General features: G+C 64.4%; 17 protein-coding genes. 11 read left to right on the top strand and 6 right to left on the bottom strand.

Going from position 1 to position 15,253, the window contains the following annotated elements; all coding sequences use genetic code 11:
* Window positions 1-86: 86 nt before the first annotated feature.
* Window positions 87-1,793 carry an AMP-binding protein gene (locus AWB82_RS00345; RefSeq protein ID WP_086964687.1) on the bottom strand — a complete coding sequence of 569 codons (1,707 nt, stop codon included), beginning with the start codon at window positions 1,791-1,793 and terminating at the stop codon, window positions 87-89.
* Window positions 1,794-1,825: 32 nt separating this feature from the next.
* Window positions 1,826-2,959, bottom strand: coding sequence for an acyl-CoA dehydrogenase family protein (locus tag AWB82_RS00340; RefSeq protein ID WP_086965145.1), 1,134 nt, complete (start codon window positions 2,957-2,959; stop codon window positions 1,826-1,828).
* 142 nt (window positions 2,960-3,101) lie between these two features.
* On the opposite strand from AWB82_RS00340, the gene AWB82_RS00335 reads away from it, so the two are divergent.
* Both AWB82_RS00335 and AWB82_RS37860 read left to right on the top strand, forming a co-directional pair.
* Window positions 3,102-4,166 carry an AraC family transcriptional regulator gene (locus tag AWB82_RS00335; protein WP_407642963.1) on the top strand — a complete coding sequence of 355 codons (1,065 nt, stop codon included), beginning with the start codon at window positions 3,102-3,104 and terminating at the stop codon, window positions 4,164-4,166.
* Window positions 4,167-4,228: 62 nt separating this feature from the next.
* Window positions 4,229-4,393, top strand: a complete 165-nt coding sequence (locus AWB82_RS37860; RefSeq protein WP_200818006.1) for a hypothetical protein — start codon at window positions 4,229-4,231, stop codon at window positions 4,391-4,393.
* Between the two features lie 19 nt (window positions 4,394-4,412).
* On the opposite strand, the gene AWB82_RS00330 is transcribed toward AWB82_RS37860, so the two are convergent.
* Window positions 4,413-5,084 (bottom strand): hypothetical protein, encoded by a 672-nt coding sequence (locus AWB82_RS00330; RefSeq protein WP_200818005.1) that lies wholly within the window; start codon window positions 5,082-5,084, stop codon window positions 4,413-4,415.
* A gap of 253 nt (window positions 5,085-5,337) precedes the next feature.
* Complete coding sequence (locus tag AWB82_RS00325) at window positions 5,338-6,633, bottom strand: MFS family transporter (RefSeq protein WP_086964683.1); 1,296 nt, start codon at window positions 6,631-6,633, stop codon at window positions 5,338-5,340.
* A gap of 382 nt (window positions 6,634-7,015) precedes the next feature.
* Here AWB82_RS00325 and AWB82_RS00320 point away from each other — a divergent pair, with 382 nt between their 5' ends.
* Window positions 7,016-8,038, top strand: a complete 1,023-nt coding sequence (locus AWB82_RS00320) for a DUF2891 domain-containing protein (protein WP_086964681.1) — start codon at window positions 7,016-7,018, stop codon at window positions 8,036-8,038.
* Window positions 8,039-8,044: 6 nt separating this feature from the next.
* On the opposite strand, the gene AWB82_RS00315 is transcribed toward AWB82_RS00320, so the two are convergent.
* The gene (locus AWB82_RS00315) at window positions 8,045-8,365 is read right to left on the bottom strand and encodes a YnfA family protein (protein WP_086965141.1); all 321 of its coding nucleotides are present in this window, start codon (window positions 8,363-8,365) and stop codon (window positions 8,045-8,047) included.
* A 90-nt stretch (window positions 8,366-8,455) separates the two neighbouring features.
* On the opposite strand from AWB82_RS00315, the gene AWB82_RS00310 reads away from it, so the two are divergent.
* The gene (locus AWB82_RS00310; protein WP_086964679.1) at window positions 8,456-9,820 is read left to right on the top strand and encodes an MATE family efflux transporter; all 1,365 of its coding nucleotides are present in this window, start codon (window positions 8,456-8,458) and stop codon (window positions 9,818-9,820) included.
* Between the two features lies 1 nt (window position 9,821).
* On the opposite strand, the gene AWB82_RS00305 is transcribed toward AWB82_RS00310, so the two are convergent.
* On the bottom strand, window positions 9,822-10,829 hold the full coding sequence (locus AWB82_RS00305) for an alpha/beta fold hydrolase (protein WP_235023129.1): 1,008 nt from the start codon (window positions 10,827-10,829) through the stop codon (window positions 9,822-9,824).
* Between the two features lie 199 nt (window positions 10,830-11,028).
* Here AWB82_RS00305 and AWB82_RS00300 point away from each other — a divergent pair, with 199 nt between their 5' ends.
* The 7 genes from AWB82_RS00300 (at window position 11,029) to AWB82_RS00275 (ending at window position 15,223) form a co-directional block, all read left to right on the top strand.
* On the top strand, window positions 11,029-11,787 hold the full coding sequence (locus AWB82_RS00300) for a DNA/RNA non-specific endonuclease (protein WP_086964675.1): 759 nt from the start codon (window positions 11,029-11,031) through the stop codon (window positions 11,785-11,787).
* Entirely contained in the window at window positions 11,780-12,040 is a 261-nt protein-coding gene (locus AWB82_RS00295; RefSeq protein ID WP_086964674.1) for a hypothetical protein, read from the top strand. Before AWB82_RS00300 ends, AWB82_RS00295 begins: the two co-directional genes overlap by 8 nt.
* A 38-nt stretch (window positions 12,041-12,078) precedes the next feature.
* Window positions 12,079-12,594, top strand: coding sequence for a methylated-DNA--[protein]-cysteine S-methyltransferase (locus AWB82_RS00290; protein WP_086964672.1), 516 nt, complete (start codon window positions 12,079-12,081; stop codon window positions 12,592-12,594).
* Between the two features lie 239 nt (window positions 12,595-12,833).
* On the top strand, window positions 12,834-13,007 hold the full coding sequence (locus AWB82_RS37530) for a hypothetical protein (protein WP_159462544.1): 174 nt from the start codon (window positions 12,834-12,836) through the stop codon (window positions 13,005-13,007).
* Window positions 13,008-13,144: 137 nt separating this feature from the next.
* Window positions 13,145-13,345, top strand: a complete 201-nt coding sequence (locus AWB82_RS36895) for a hypothetical protein (RefSeq protein WP_143756663.1) — start codon at window positions 13,145-13,147, stop codon at window positions 13,343-13,345.
* 13 nt (window positions 13,346-13,358) lie between these two features.
* Window positions 13,359-14,870: an ATPase domain-containing protein gene (locus AWB82_RS00280; protein ID WP_086964668.1), complete on the top strand. Its 1,512-nt coding sequence runs from the start codon at window positions 13,359-13,361 to the stop codon at window positions 14,868-14,870.
* Entirely contained in the window at window positions 14,867-15,223 is a 357-nt protein-coding gene (locus AWB82_RS00275) for a response regulator (RefSeq protein ID WP_086964666.1), read from the top strand. The genes AWB82_RS00280 and AWB82_RS00275 overlap by 4 nt, the downstream gene beginning before the upstream one ends.
* Window positions 15,224-15,253: the final 30 nt, after the last annotated feature.

Raw genomic sequence — 15,253 nt, 5'->3', positions numbered from 1 at the left:
CTTGCGCCTTTCACGAACGGCGGCGACGCCTTCACGCTGATTCGCGCCGTCGCGCGTGACTTCTAACATCGTGAGGATTCCTTGATTTAATCGACCTTGCCGGTCTGACGCAGCTCCGGAAAGTCCTCTTCCCAGAACTCGAACTCGCCGCGCGCGCCGTCCTGCGTGCGCGCGATTTCCTGTCTGCGCAAATCGACGCGGCGAATCTTGCCGGAGATCGTTTTCGGCAATTCCGCGAATTCGAGGCGCCGGATGCGCTTGTAGGGCGCGAGCCGGTCGCGCGAAAACGCGAACACGCTTTTCGCGAGTTCCGGTCCGATCGAATAGCCGTGGCGCAGCGTGACGAACGCCTTCGGCACTGAAAGACGTAGCGGATCGGGACTCGGCACGACGGCCGCCTCCGCAATCGCCTCGTGCTCGATCAGCACGCTCTCCAGTTCGAACGGGCTCAACCGATAATCCGACGACTTGAACACGTCGTCCGCGCGGCCGACGTAGACGAAGTAACCGTCCGCGCCGCGCGCGGCGACGTCGGACGTGCGATAGAAGCCGCCGCGCATCGCGCTTTCGGTGGCCTTCGGGTTATCGGCGTAACCGGTCATCAGGCCGAGCGGCGGCGGATCGAGCGCGAGTGCGATCTCGCCTTCTTCGGCGGCATTGCCGTCCGGATCGAGCAAGGCCACGCGATAACCCGGCAGCGGACGCCCCATCGAACCCGGCACGACCCGCTGGCCCGGCGTGTTGGCGATCTGCGCGGTGGTTTCGGTCTGACCGTAGCCGTCGCGGATCGGCAGGCCCCAAGCATGCTGCACGCGCTCGATGATTTCCGGATTCAGCGGCTCGCCCGCGCCGACGATCTCGCGCAGCTTCACCGCGTACGACGCGAGCGGTTCCTGCACGAGCATGCGCCACACGGTCGGAGGCGCGCACAGCGTCGTGACTTCGTGCTTCACGAGCATGTCGAGCGCGCGAGCCGCATCGAAACGGCTGAAGTTGTAGATGAACACGCATGCCTGCGCATTCCACGGCGCGAAAAAGCAGCTCCACGCGTGTTTCGCCCAGCCGGGCGAGCTGATGTTCCAGTGCACGTCGCCGGGTTGCAGGCCGATCCAGTACATCGTCGAGAGATGCCCGACCGGATAGCTCTGGTGCGTATGCGCGACGAGTTTCGGCTTCGACGTCGTGCCCGACGTGAAGTAGAGCAGATACGGATCGTTCGCGTTCGTTTCGGCATCCTTATGAAATTCCGCCGATGCGTCGTACGCGGCTTCGTAAGCGAGCCAGCCGTCCGCTGCGCCACCCACCGCGATACGCAAACCCGGTACATCGATGCCGTCGAATTTGCGCGTCTCGGCCGCATCGACGATCACGTGTTGCACGCCGCCGAGCGCGATGCGCTCGCTCAGGTCGGCGGGTGCGAGCTGCGTCGTCGCGGGCAGCACGATCGCGCCGAGCTTCATCGCGGCGAGCATCGTTTCCCATAGCTCGACGCGGTTCGGCAGCATCAGCAGAATGCGCTCGCCGCGCTTCACGTTCAGGCCGCGCAAATGATTCGCAACGCGCGCGGAACGCTCGCTCATCTGCGCGAACGAAAGACGCGTCTCGTCGCCGCTTTCGCCCACGATATGCAGCGCGGGCGCGTCGTTGCCGCGCGCCATCGGATCGAAATAATCGAGCGCCCAGTTGAAGCGATCGAGCGACGGCCATCTGAAGTCGCGATACGCGGTGTCGTAATCCGTGCGATGAGCAAACAGAAAGTCTCGTGCTTCGATGAATCCCTGGGCTTCGTTCATTGCGTCTCCATGTGTTCTTGTTCTGGCGGCGATCAGACGTTGCGCGCGATCACCATTCGCTGCACTTCGCTCGTGCCTTCATAGATCTGCGTGATGCGCGCATCGCGATAGTGACGTTCCACCGGATAGTCCTGCAGATAGCCGTATCCGCCGTGAATCTGGATCGCATCCGAACACACGCGCTCCGCCATCTCCGATGCAAAGAGTTTCGCCTGCGACGCCTCCGACAGACACGGCACGCCTTCCGTGCGCATACGCGCCGCGTGATGGATCAGAAGGCGCGCGGCGTTGATCTGCGTCTGCATATCGGCGAGCTGATTCGCGACCGATTGATGCTCCCGGATCGGCTTGCCGAACTGCACGCGCTCCGAAGCGTAAGCGCGCGCCGCGTCGAAGGCCGCGCGCGCGATCCCGAGCGCCTGCGCCGCAATGCCGATGCGGCCGCCCTCCAGATTCGACAACGCGATCTTCAGGCCCTCGCCGCGCTTGCCGAGCAGATTGGCGGCGGGGATCGCGCAATCGTCGAAGTTGATCGGACACGTATCCGACGCGCGGATGCCGAGCTTGTGTTCCGGCGCGCCAACGTTGAAGCCGGGCGTGTTCGTCGGCACGATGAACGCCGAAATGCCGCGCTTGCCCTGGTCGGGATCGGTCACGGCGAAGACGATCGCCACGCCCGCGCGCTTGCCGTTGGTCACGAACTGCTTGCTGCCCGAAATGACCCACTTGCCGTCTTTCTCGACGGCGCGCACGCGCAGGTTATTCGCTTCCGAGCCCGCCTGCGGCTCCGTCAAACAAAACGCGCCGATGATCTCGCCGCTCGCGAGCTTGGGCAGCCATTCGGCTTTTTGCGCGTCGGTGCCGTAAGCGAGGATCGGCCCGCAGCCGACGGAGTTGTGCACGCTCATCAACGTCGCGCACGACGCGCAGCCGGCGGCGACCTCTTCCATCGCGAGCGCGTAGGCGGTGTAGTCGCTGAACGTGCCGCCGAGTTCGGCGGGCACGATCATGCCGAGCAGGCCGAGTTCGCCCAGTTGTCGCACGACGGCCTCGGGGATGGCGCCGTCCTTGTCCCACTGGCCCGCGTTCGGCGCGAGCACTTCGGTGGCGAACTGGCGAGCCGCGTCGCGGATCATGCGCTGCTCTTCGGTGAGAAATGCGTCGATCATGTTCTGAATTCGGTGATTGGGCTGGGGCGGCGAGCCTTGCCGCATCGATCGTTTAAACTTTCTGCCGCCGCGCGCCCGGTCGATGAGGGGCGGCTGGGCCGTCTGAGCACGAGTCTAGGCAATCGCCTAACGTTAGCCGATGCCCAAAACGATCACGCTAACTGAGCGCTTTGGCCACCTAGTGACAACCCCAAGTCCCAAAAAGAAGATCGAGCGCGACTCGATTTCCGTGAGTCTCGTCGAAGCGGCGTTGCGCTGCGCCGAAATGCGGGGCGTCGCGCGCGAGCATTTGCTGGCCGCGGCGGGCATCGCGCCGGCCACGCTCGATTCGCCTCGGGCGCGCGTGTCGCCGGTGCAGTACGGCAAGCTCTGGAACGCCACCGCCGATGCGCTCGACGACGAGTTCTTCGGCCAGGACGCGCATCCGATGCGGCGCGGCAGCTTCGTGCTGCTCTGCCACGCGGCGCTTTCCTCGCGCGACGGCGCGCAGGCGCTCGCGCGCATCGCGAGCTTCATGCGTCTCGTGCTCGACGATCTCACGTTCGAACCGGACATCGACGGCGAACGCGTGCGCATCTGGCTCGCGGACAAGGCCGCGCCCAAGACGATGTTCGCCTACGCGACGGGTTTCATCCTCGTGTATGGGCTCTTGTGCTGGCTGGTCGGGCGGCGCATTCCGGTGCTCGCGGCGCACCTGCGCTGCCCCGAACCCGCCGACAGCGACGAATATCGCCTCATGTTCTGCAACGACCTGCGTTTTCGTGCGGCGCGCTCGTTCGTCGATCTGTCGGCGGAATGTGCCGCGCTGCCGGTCGTACAGACGCCCGCCACGCTCAAGCGCTTTCTGCGCGATGCGCCGGCGAATTTCATCGTGAAGTATCGCAATCCGGATTCGCTCGCGGCGCGCGTCAGAACGCGCCTCAGACAGACCGCGCCGACGGACTGGCCGGAAGCCGAAAGCGTCGCGGCCGCGCTCCACATGGCCGAAGCCACGCTGCGCCGACGCCTGAAGCAGGAAGGGCTGACCTATCAGACGATCAAGGACGCGTTGCGGCGCGATCTCGCCATCGCGCGGCTCGCGCATACGCAGGAGACAATCCCGCAGATCGCCGATGCGCTCGGCTTCGCGGAGCCGAGCGCGTTCCGGCGCGCATTCAGAAAGTGGACGGGCGTGCGCCCCGCGGATTACCGCCGGGAAGCCTGACTGCGCGGGATCGGCGCGACTGCTATATTGAATCGACCATCACTTGCATCGTGGAGCGCGCCATGACGAAAGCCAGCCGAGATGAACATTCGAAGCCGCAGCGGTCGAAATCGGAGAACGAAGAGGATCTGCTCGACGAAGCGCTGGAAGAAACGTTCCCGGCAAGCGACCCGATCGCCGTGCACCCGGAGCCGGAACCCCCGAAGGACGGCAAGAAGAAGCAGTGACGCGCCCTTGATTCGCCCTTTATTCGCCCGCCTCGGGTTCGTCCGGGCTGGAGAGCAACGCCACGAGCTTGTCGACATGCTGATGTAACAGCTTCACGTGTTTGTCGATCTGTTCGAGACGCCCGGTCAGGTCGGCCTTCGCCGCCTCGCTCATGCGATCCGACGTGATGAGTTCATCGACCTTCGGCTGCATCGATTCGACCTGAAGCAGGCCGAGCTGGCGCTCCAGGCGGCGCAAATCCTGTGACAGCAACTCGCGATTCTTGCGGAAAACCAGATCGCGGCGGTTCACCTCGGCCTGTTGCTGGGCGAGATCGGCGACGCGGCGGGTCGCTTCCGTCTGGGAAAGCAGCGGTTCCGGGCCGCGTAGAACGGAGCGCTTCGGCGCGGGATGCGCCGTGCCGCGAAACACCGCCATCGGCGTTTCTTCGTCGATCGCGCGCAGCACGTCGGGCGGAACCTCCTCCAGCTCGCGGCGTTCGTCCATCCAGTGCGGCGGCAGGCCGGTCACAAGCTCGATGCCGCGCACGAATTCCTCGTTGAAATCGCGTCGACCGGCGACGATCAGCTTCATGAACGTCGGCGAGAAGTTCATCATGCGCGCGAGGCGCCGGGCGCCTCCGGGAGAGCCGACCAGAACGCTCAGGTTGGCTCGCCAGACTATGAACAGCGTTTCGTCGAAATCTTCCATGAACAGGCTCCAGGCAGACCGACGCGCCCGAAGGTGCACATCGGATTTGCGCGCGGCGGCGCGGCGCGCATGCGTATCCGGTTCCCGCGTTTTCCGATTGCCATCGTGCACCGTGGCCGGTGCGTCGTCTATATACGGCATAAAACACCATACTACCTTCATCGGCAAGCGTGACGGACAACACAGTCCGCGCCGATGGCCCAAGCGTGCAGCGAGACACGGCATGGCCGCGTCTCGCACGCCGCCGGGGAGCTTACGGCTCGTTACGCAAATAGCCTTCCTTGCTCGGATCGAGCATGCGCCACGAAACGACGAGCGAAATGGCGCACATCACCGTTACGTACCAGAAGAAAGTCGATTCGCTGCCGATCGATTTCAGCTTCAGCGCCACGTACTCCGCCGAGCCGCCGAACACCGCGTTGGCGACCGCATACGACAGGCCGACGCCCAGCGCGCGCACTTCCGGCGGGAACATTTCCGCCTTGATCAAACCGCTGATCGACGTATAGAAGCTCACGATCGCGAGCGCGATCACCACCAGCACAAACGCCATGACCGGGCTCGTCACCGTGGAGAGCGCGTGCAGCAGCGGCACCGTGCCGATGGTCGCGAGCGCGCCGAACCACAGCATCGACGCGCGGCGGCCGATCCGGTCCGACAGCGCGCCGAACGCCGGCTGCAGCAACATGTAGATGAAGAGCGCGGCGGTCATCACGTTGCTGGCGGTCTTCGCGTGCATGCCGGCCGTGTTGACCAGATACTTCTGCATGTAGGTCGTGAACGTGTAGAAGATGAGCGAGCCGCCCGCCGTGAAGCCGACGACCGTCATGAACGCGGCCTTGTGCTGCATCAGGCCGGCGAGCGTGCCCGCTTCCTTGCGATGGCGCGTTTCGGCGGTCGAGGTTTCGTCGAGCGAACGGCGCAGGTAGAGCGAGACCAGCGCCGCGCACGCGCCGATGAAAAACGGCACGCGCCAGCCCCAGGCCTTCAGCTCTTCGGTCGACAGGAACATTTGCAGGATCACGAGCACGAGCAGCGCGGCAAGCTGGCCGCCGATCAGCGTCACGTACTGGAACGACGCGAAGAAACCGCGCCGGCCGCGCAGCGCCACTTCACTCATGTAGGTCGCGCTGGTGCCGTATTCGCCGCCGACCGACAAGCCCTGGAACAGGCGCGCGATGAGGAGCAGGAACGGCGCCCACGCGCCGATCGACGCGTAAGTCGGCAAGAAGGTGATGACGAGCGAACCGCCGCACATCATCAGGACGGAGATCATCATTGCGTTGCGGCGGCCGTGCTTGTCCGCGATGCGGCCGAAGAGCCAGCCGCCGATCGGGCGCATCAGGAAGCCTGCCGCGAACACGCCCGCGGTGTTGAGCAACTGAACCGTGGGATTGCCGCCCGGAAAGAACGCCGCCGAGAAGTACAGCGCGAGGAACGAGTAGATATAAAAGTCGAACCACTCGACGAGGTTGCCCGACGAGGCGCCGACGATGGCAAAAACGCGGCGCCGGGTGTCCTCTGGGGTATAAGCGGGAAATTCGGTCATATTGTTTCTGATCTCTTGGTCACTGTCTGGATGACATATGGCGGGGCTTTCGACCCCGACCGGGGCGGTCTTGGCGGCGTTCGGGCGCAAGTTTATACGCGCTTTGGCGCGCAGCGCTCGATCGTGGCGCGCGAAACACGGCCGGAGGCGATAGATAAATTCGGCCAAGGGCGCGGTAATGGCATTTACGCAGCGGTGGTCCCGCGCCCGCTCAGGCTTGCGCCAAAAGCATTCGCCGCGCTCGCGAACGCTTGTATGCAACGCTTCGACCTGAATGCTCCATACCTCGTCCGTTCAGACTAGGTAATTACCCCGATCAAAGATTTTGCCGACTATTTATCGATAAAGTCTCGGGATCACGATTCGCATCGACGAGGACTCCATGAGCCAGCATCAACCAATCACCCTCGACGCCGCGCTCGCGTCGAAATTCGCGCAAGTCGCGCTCGGCCATCTGACGCGCGAATATCCCAATAAGCTCGATCACGTGATGGCGAGCGAAGCCGATGTGCAAAGCCCGCGCGCGCTGCATCCGATCTTCTACGGCAGCTTCGACTGGCATTCGTGCGTGCACGGTTACTGGCTGATTGCGCGCCTTGTCGACCGCTTTCCCGATTTGCCGGACGCGCCGCGTATCCGCGCGGTGATCGACGAGCATTTCACCGATGCCAATGTCGCCGCCGAAGTCGCTTATTTGCAGCGTCCGGCCGCGCGCGGCTTCGAGCGGCCTTATGGCTGGGCGTGGCTGCTCGCGCTCGCGGGTCAGCTCCGCTCGATGCGTTCCGATGACGGCGCGCGCTGGGCCCGCACGCTCCAGCCGCTCGCGGACGCATTCGTCGCGCGCTTCGAGGAATTCCTGCCGAAGTCGACGTATCCGCTTCGCGTCGGCACGCACTTCAACATGGCGTTCGCGCTGACGTTGGCGACGGGTTACGCGCGCGTCGCGCAAAACGCGGATTTCGAGCGCCTGCTGAGCGAGACCGCCTTGCGCTGGTTCGCGCAGGACGAAGGCTGTCAGGCGTGGGAACCGGCGGGCGACGAGTTCCTCTCGCCATCGCTGATGGAAGCCGTGCTGATGCGCCATGTGCTGCCGGCCGAGCGCTTCGTCGGCTGGTTCGACCGGTTTCTGCCGCGCATCGCCGCGCGCGAACCCGCGACGCTCTTCACGCCCGCCACCGTCACCGATCGCAGCGACGGCAAGCTCGCGCACCTCGACGGTCTGAATCTCTCGCGCGCGTGGTGCCAGCGTCAAATCGCGCGGGCGCTGCCGGCGGGCGACGCGCGTATCGCCGTGCTCGAAGCGGCCGCGCACGAGCATCTGGCGTCGGGCATCGCGCATGTCGCGGGCGATTACATGGGCGAGCACTGGCTCGCGACGTTCGCGCTGCTGGCGCTGGAAGCGTGAGCGGTTCTAGACGCGCGGCTGAAACGCGATCACGCCCATGCCGATGAGCGCGATCGCCGCGCCCGCGACATCCCACGCCGTCGGCCGGATGCGCTCGACGGCCCATAGCCACGCGATCGCCACGCCGATATACACGCCGCCATACGCCGCGTACACGCGCCCCGCCGCCGCCGCGTGCAGCGTGAGCAGCCACGCGAACAGCGCGAGCGATAGCGCGCCGGGCACGACGAGCCACGGCGAGCCGCCCTCCTTGAGCCATCGATAAGGAAAATAGCAGCCGGCGATCTCGGCGATGGCCGTGACGACGTAGAGCGCGAATGTTTTCATGACGTGCATTATCGACATTCGCGTGAGGTTGCGTGGTTGGCCGCCGCTCCGGACAATGACGCCCTTGCACGAAATACCAGGCCGAACATCTTGCAGACGTCCCCCCAAAACGATTCGACCGATGACACCGCGCTGCCCGTCCGCTGGCACAGGCGCGTGCTGACGCTCGCGTTTCCCATCGTCCTCGCGAACCTCACGCAGCCGATTCTCGGCGCCGTCGACACGGCCGTCGCCGGGCATCTGGACGGGCCGCAGTATCTCGGCGGCGTCGCGCTCGGAGGGCTCGTGTTCAGCTTCGTGTTCTGGGGCTTCGGCTTTCTGCGCATGGGCACGACGGGACTCGTCGCGCAGGCGTTCGGCGCACGCGACGACGACGCCTTGCGCGCCAGCGTTCTGCGCGCGCTGCTGCTCGGGCTCGCGATCGGCGCGACGGTGCTGGCGCTGCAAGTGCCGATCGTTCGCTACGCGCTCGTCGCGCTGGGCGGCAGCGCCGCCGTGCAGGACACCGCGAGCGCGTATTGCCACGCGCGCATCTGGGCCGCGCCATTCGCGCTCGGCAATTACGTCGTGCTCGGCTATCTTCTCGGCTGCCAGCGCGTGCGGCTCGCGCTCGTCACGCAGATTTTCATCAATCTGGTGAACATCGTCGCGGTGCTGCTGTTCGTGTATCGCTTCGACTGGGGCGTCGCGGGTATCGGCGCGGCAACCGCGTTCGCGGATTTCTGCGGCTTCGCGCTCGGCCTCGCGATCCTTTGGCGTCTGCGTCCGCGCGGCCTCGCGCCGCTCGCGCCGCGTTCAATCTTCGATGCGCACGCGCTCAGGCGACTCGTCGCGATCAACCGCGACATCTTCGTCCGCACGATCTGTCTGCTCGGCTCGTATGGCTGGTTCGCGCATCTCGGCGCGCGTCAGGGCGATGCGGTCCTCGCCGCCAACGCCGTCCTGCTGAACCTCCAGACCTTCATGTCCTTCGGCCTCGACGGCTTCGCGCACGCGGCCGAAGCGCTCGTCGGCGCGGCGGCGGGCGCGCGCGACCGGCACGCGTTCCGTCAAGCCGTGAAAGTGACGATGTTCTGGTCGGCGATCGGCGCAGCGGGTTTCTCCATCGTCTTCTGGTTCAGCGGCGAATGGATTATCGGCAAGCTCACGGATCAGGCTGTCGTGAAGGCGGCGGCGGTGCGCTATCTGCCGTGGGCGTCGATTCTGCCGCTCGCGTCCGTCGCGGGGTTTCAGCTCGACGGCGTGTTCATCGGCGCGACGCGAACGCACGAGCTGATGAAAGCGATGGCCGTTTCGCTCGCCGTCTTCCTGCTCGCCGCGTGGGCGCTCGCGGGATCGCTCGGCAATCACGGGCTGTGGCTCGCGCTCACCATTTTCATGGTCGCGCGCGGGATCACATTGGCAGTTCAGGTGCCGGCCATCGAGCGCGCGTCGTGCGCGGTCCCGCGAAGCTGAGTCACGGCGCGTTCGGCTTCAACGCGGCGAGGCCATCGAGCAGCGCCCTGTGGAACGCAGCCGGGTCCTGCATCTGCGGCGCGTGGCCCAATTCCGGAAACTCCACGAGCTTCGCACCCTCGATGCGCTCCTTCGCCAGCTTCGCGAGATCCGGATAGCGGCCGAGCGTCGGGCGAATCTCCGGCGGCGCGAATTCCTTCCCAATCGCAGTCGTGTCCTTATCGCCGATGAGCAAGAGCGTCGGCGTCTTCAACTGATCGAATTCGTAGACGACCGGCTGCGTGTAGATCATGTCGTAGAGCAGCGCCGAGTTCCACGCGACGATGTCTTTACCCGGTCCGCGATACATGCCCGCGAGCATCTGCACCCACGGTTCGTAATCGTCGCGCCAATGGCCCGCGTAGTATGTGCTCGTCTCGTAGCGGCGAATGCCGTCGGCGCTCGTCTTCAACTCGCGCGCATACCAGTCGTCGATGGAAATCGACGGCACGCCTTTCGCCTTCCAGTCTTCGAGCCCGATCGGATTGACGAGCACGAGCTGTTCCGTCTCGCGCGGATACATGAGCGCGTAGCGCACCGCGAGCATGCCGCCCGTCGAATGCGCGATGAGCGTCGCCTTCGACACGCCGAGCGCCGCGAGCAGTGCGTGCGTGTTGCGGGCAAGCTGCTGAAAACTGTATTGATATCGCTCGGGCTTGGTCGACTTGCAAAAGCCGATCTGATCCGGTGCGATCACGCGATAGCCCGCATCGGTCAAGGTCTGGATGGTCTGCTTCCACGTCGCCGAACAGAAATTCTTGCCGTGCAGAAGTATCGCGGTGCGGCCGTTCGGATGCGGCGGATGCACGTCCATATACGCCATGCGCACGAGCTGGCGCTGCGACGTGAGCGAGAAGCGCGCGACCGGATACGGATAGTCAAAGCCTTGCAGCTCGGGGCCGTAAGCGGGGCCGTCGTTGCTGGCCGGCTGCGTGGCTTCCTCGGCGTGCGCGTGAGGCGTGACGAACATCGCGACGAACATCGCGAGGCACAACATCAGGGATCGAAAGACGGACGGCTTGCTGCGCGCTGGATTCATTTTCTATTCGGAGATGACGTCGGCCGACGCATTCTAGCGCGCCTGAATTTCACACGCGCCCGCCCGCCCCGCGCGCTGTCGCCAGCGCTTATACTTTGCGACCCCGATCGTCGTCAGGACCATCCCAAGCATGCAATTCCGCATCAAGACGTTCGCCGCCGCGCTTCTCGCTTTCGTGTGCGTCGGCGCATCCGCGAGCGACTGTCCGCAGTTCAGTCCGAACGGCCAGGCGCCGGTCGTCGTCAATTCGAAAATGCGCGCGTCGACGCAGGAAGTCTGCTACACGGACTTCGCGCTGCTTCACTCCGGCATCACGAAAGGGCCGCTCTGGTCGGCGGAGCATCTGACAGCGAGCAGTGTCGATCAGGCGAAGAACAATACGCGCACCAATCGCTTCTTCGTCGACAAGCGCCTGCCGTCCGATGAGAGCGCGCAACTTTCCGATTACAAGAAGAGCGGTTACGACCGCGGCCACATGAGTCCCGCGGGCGATCGCGCGAGCAAGAAAGGCATGGCCGAATCGTTTTCGCTCGCGAACATCGTTCCGCAAGATCCGTCGAACAACCGGCGCATCTGGTCGCGAATCGAGCAAGCGGTGCGCAGGCTCACGGAAGATTCGGGCGAAGCGTATGTCGTCACCGGGCCGCTTTTCTCGGGACGCCAGTTGCAGACGATCGGCGAGTCGCGCGTGTTCGTGCCGACGCAACTGTATAAAGTGGTCTATTTGCCTCAGCGTCAGATCGCGTTCGCGGTCGTGGTCGAGAATACGCCGACGAACACCTACACGATGAAAACCGTGCACGAGCTGGAAGCGATGAGCGGACTCGCGTTTCCCGGCATCCCGGACGGACTGAAGGACAAGCGAATTGGAGGATTGAGCGGTGTTTAAACCATTTGCGAACGATACCGATGTGTTGAATATCGCGGGCGACGCGATCAACATCGAGAACGGCGTGAAGCGTCTCACGATCAGCGGCGATTTGACGATCGCGCGCGACAAGGCCGGGCTCGCGAATGCGCTGGCGCTTCAGAAGGCGATCGGTGCGATCGTCGAGGCCTTGCAGAGCGATGCGTCGCTGCCGGCGAAGCTGCCCGACGAACCAGGCGCGCCGTCCGGCACCGCCGACAATCCGTTCATCTGAAGCGGCGTTAGCGAAAGACAGCCGCGCGGAGAATCGAAGTGATCGAATGTCATGTCGGCCCGAGCCCGCTCGGGCACATCCTGTATCGCGCCGAAAACGACTGCTTGACGGGGCTCTTTTTCGTCGGACAGAAGCATTTTCCCGACGGTCTTTCGCCGCCGACACTCTCCGAAACAGCGCCTCGATCGCGTGTGATCGCCGAGGCACGCGAGCAGGTCGGCGAATACTTCGCTGGCGCGCGACGCGAATTCTCGCTTGCGCTGCAATGTCACGGAACGGCGTTTCAGCGACAAGTCTGGGACACGCTTCGCCAGATCCCGTTCGGCGACGCCTGGACCTACGGCGATCTCGCGCGCCGGCTCGGCTTGCCCGCGCGCGCGGCGCGGGCCGTCGGCGGCGCGAACGGACGCAATCCCGTTGCGATCATCGTGCCGTGCCATCGCGTGATCGGCGGCGACGGAGAATTGACCGGGTATGCCGGCGGTGTGGAGCGCAAGCGTCACTTGCTCACGCTGGAAGGCGGACCGGGGCGCGAGCAACTCGCGCTCTTTTGAGTGATCGGGCGCGACTGCTACGCGCCATCGTCGAGATTCGCAGCCTTCAGCAGTTCCGCGCGTGCTCTTCCGCAGGCAGCGACGAGTAAATCCGCTGTTCAACCGATTCAGGTAGAAACGCGCCGTGCGAATTGATCGCCCGACGGATGCAATCGTTCGGGTGCGATTAAACCGTCCGGCGAGAAAATTCTCGGATCCAGCAAATCGACGCGCATCGGCGAGAAAATGCGTTGATCCGCATGAAACTGAAACGGCGCGTCCGCGAGGATATGCGCGTCAGGCAACTGCGTCGCCGCGCGGCAATTCGCCGTCGGCGCAAAAAAGAGCGGAATAGAACAAAAGGCGAGCGCGAAGGCACTCGAAAAAATATTCGAACGTTGCATGGCGTGAAAGGACGTTGGCTGGCGCGTTGAAGCGCCGTGAGTCGAAGCGGTCGAAGGAGACAAGGCCGCGCGTGAATCAATGCCCATGATTTCAGCAGCGAACGCATTCGTTGCACATGGGACAGTTCTCAAAGCCGTCCCATGCGCGCCCCTGGCAGGCGTAAAAAATGCATACGAAAAACACCTGCCCGTTCAGCCATGCGCTCGAAGCGCCCGGCAACGTTGCGCGCGAATGCACCGTAAGCGCGCGAACGCCCGCCGCACAACGGAAAGAAGGCACGGCGGCACTTCGAAGGAAGGGATTTGGGACGAACTTTCCCTACCTCAGCCATAATTCCCGCGCGCCGGAAGCCCGCACGGCCAAGTAAAAACGAAAATGCCATGAACCAAGACGACAACCACTCCGCCGATCAACCCAGGCAGCCCGCCGTCAACAACGGCAACGTAACGACCGGCGTCGCGGGGCTGGACGATATCCTGGGCGGCGGGCTGGTCGAAGGCGGCCTGTATCTGATCGAAGGAATGGCGGGCGCGGGCAAGACGATTCTTTCATCGCAGATCGGCTTTCACCGCGTCGCGCAGGGCGACATGGTGCTGTACGTCACGCTGATCGCCGAATCGCACACCAAGCTCTTGTCCCATCTGCGGGCGCTCTCGTTCTACAACGCCGACGCCATCTCCAACCGGATGCTCTTCGTCTCCGGCTACCACGAGCTGATACGCGACGGCTTGCCGGGCTTTCTCGCGCTGATCGCGTCGACGATCAAGGCGAGCAGGCCGCGCTTCATGGTCATCGACGGCTTTCGCAGCGCGCGCGAATTCAGCTCGACGGAGCTCGAACTCTCGCAGTTCATCCACGAGCTTTCGGCGTTCGTGAACGCCGCGCGCTGCACGACGCTGATTCTCGCGCCGCTCTCCGGCAACGAGCCGCATCCGGAGCACACGCTCGTCGACGGGCTCATCGAGCTGAACCGCTTCAACACCGGCATGCGGCGCGCGCGCGAAATCGAGGTTCACAAGCTGCGCGCCCGCGATCATCTGCTCGGCAAGCACTTTTTCAAGATTACGGAAAACGGTCTCGTAACCTTTCCGCGCATCGAGGCGTTGCCCGCGAACGATCAGGGCACGCCGGACTTCAAGAGCAAATTCGGCTTCGGCTTTCCCGATTTCGATCAGATGCTCGGCGGCGGTGTCGTGCGCGGCTCGACGACCACGCTCATCGGGCCTTCGGGCATCGGCAAGACGCTGCTGTCGCTCAAATTTCTGCAGGCGGGCGTCGAACGCGGCGAGCGCTGCGTCTATTTCGGACTGTACGAATCGCCCGAGCGACTGCTCGCGAAAGCGCTGTCGGTCGGCATCGATCTCGCGCCGGCCGTGCAGGACGGACGTCTCGCGATTCACTGGCATCCGGCGGTCGAACTCTCGATCGACGAACTCGCCGTCGAGTTGCTGACGGCGGTCAGAAACGTGAACGCGACGCGGCTAGCGGTCGACGGCATCGACGGTTTCTTTCAGTCCGCGAACCGCACCGAGCGTTTCGGTCTCTTCCTCAATGCGCTCACGCACCGCCTGCGCGACGCCGGCGTGACAACCGTGCTCACCGAGGAACTGCCGCTCTACGGCGATCCGGCGCCCCCCGCGAGCTTGCGCGCTTCCGCCATGACCGAGAACATCGTGCTCATGCGTTACCTGGAGGCGAACTCCGCGCTGCATCGCGTGGTGTCGATCGTCAAGCAGCGCGAGGGCGCGCACGATTCGGCGATCCGCCGCCTCACGATCGACTCGCGCGGCCTGCATCTCAGCGCTGGCTTCATCGGCGCGACGGGGCTGCTGTCCGGGCACCCGTCGATCCCGCCCGCGTTTGCCGTGTCGGACCCCGGCGCACGCGCATGAAGAAAATCCTCGTCGTCGACGATGAATTCGACATTCTGACCACGTGGCGGCTCGTGCTCGAAATGGAGGGCTATGAGGTTTCGACCGCGTCCAACGGACGCACCGCGCTCGACGCAGCGCGCGCGAATCCACCCGCGCTCGTCATTACCGACTGGATGATGCCGCACATGGACGGCGTGGAGCTGATCCGTCAACTGGCCGCGAGCGACGGACTCGCGCGCGTGCCCGTGATTCTCATGAGCGCGGCGGCCCATGCGCCGACGCTCGAACACCCGCAGGCGCAGTTCCATCGCAAGCCTTTTTCGATCGACGATCTGATCGACGCCGTCAAGGGCCTGATCGGTCCGGCGTGAGCGGTGCGGGCACGCTGCGTGCTGTAGAGG

It is taken from the genome of Caballeronia glebae (genome assembly GCF_001545035.1).
Taxonomy (GTDB): Bacteria; Pseudomonadota; Gammaproteobacteria; order Burkholderiales; family Burkholderiaceae; genus Caballeronia; species Caballeronia glebae.
Note: the sequence above shows the minus strand (reverse complement) of the source record. Positions and strands in the feature narration are given on the sequence as shown.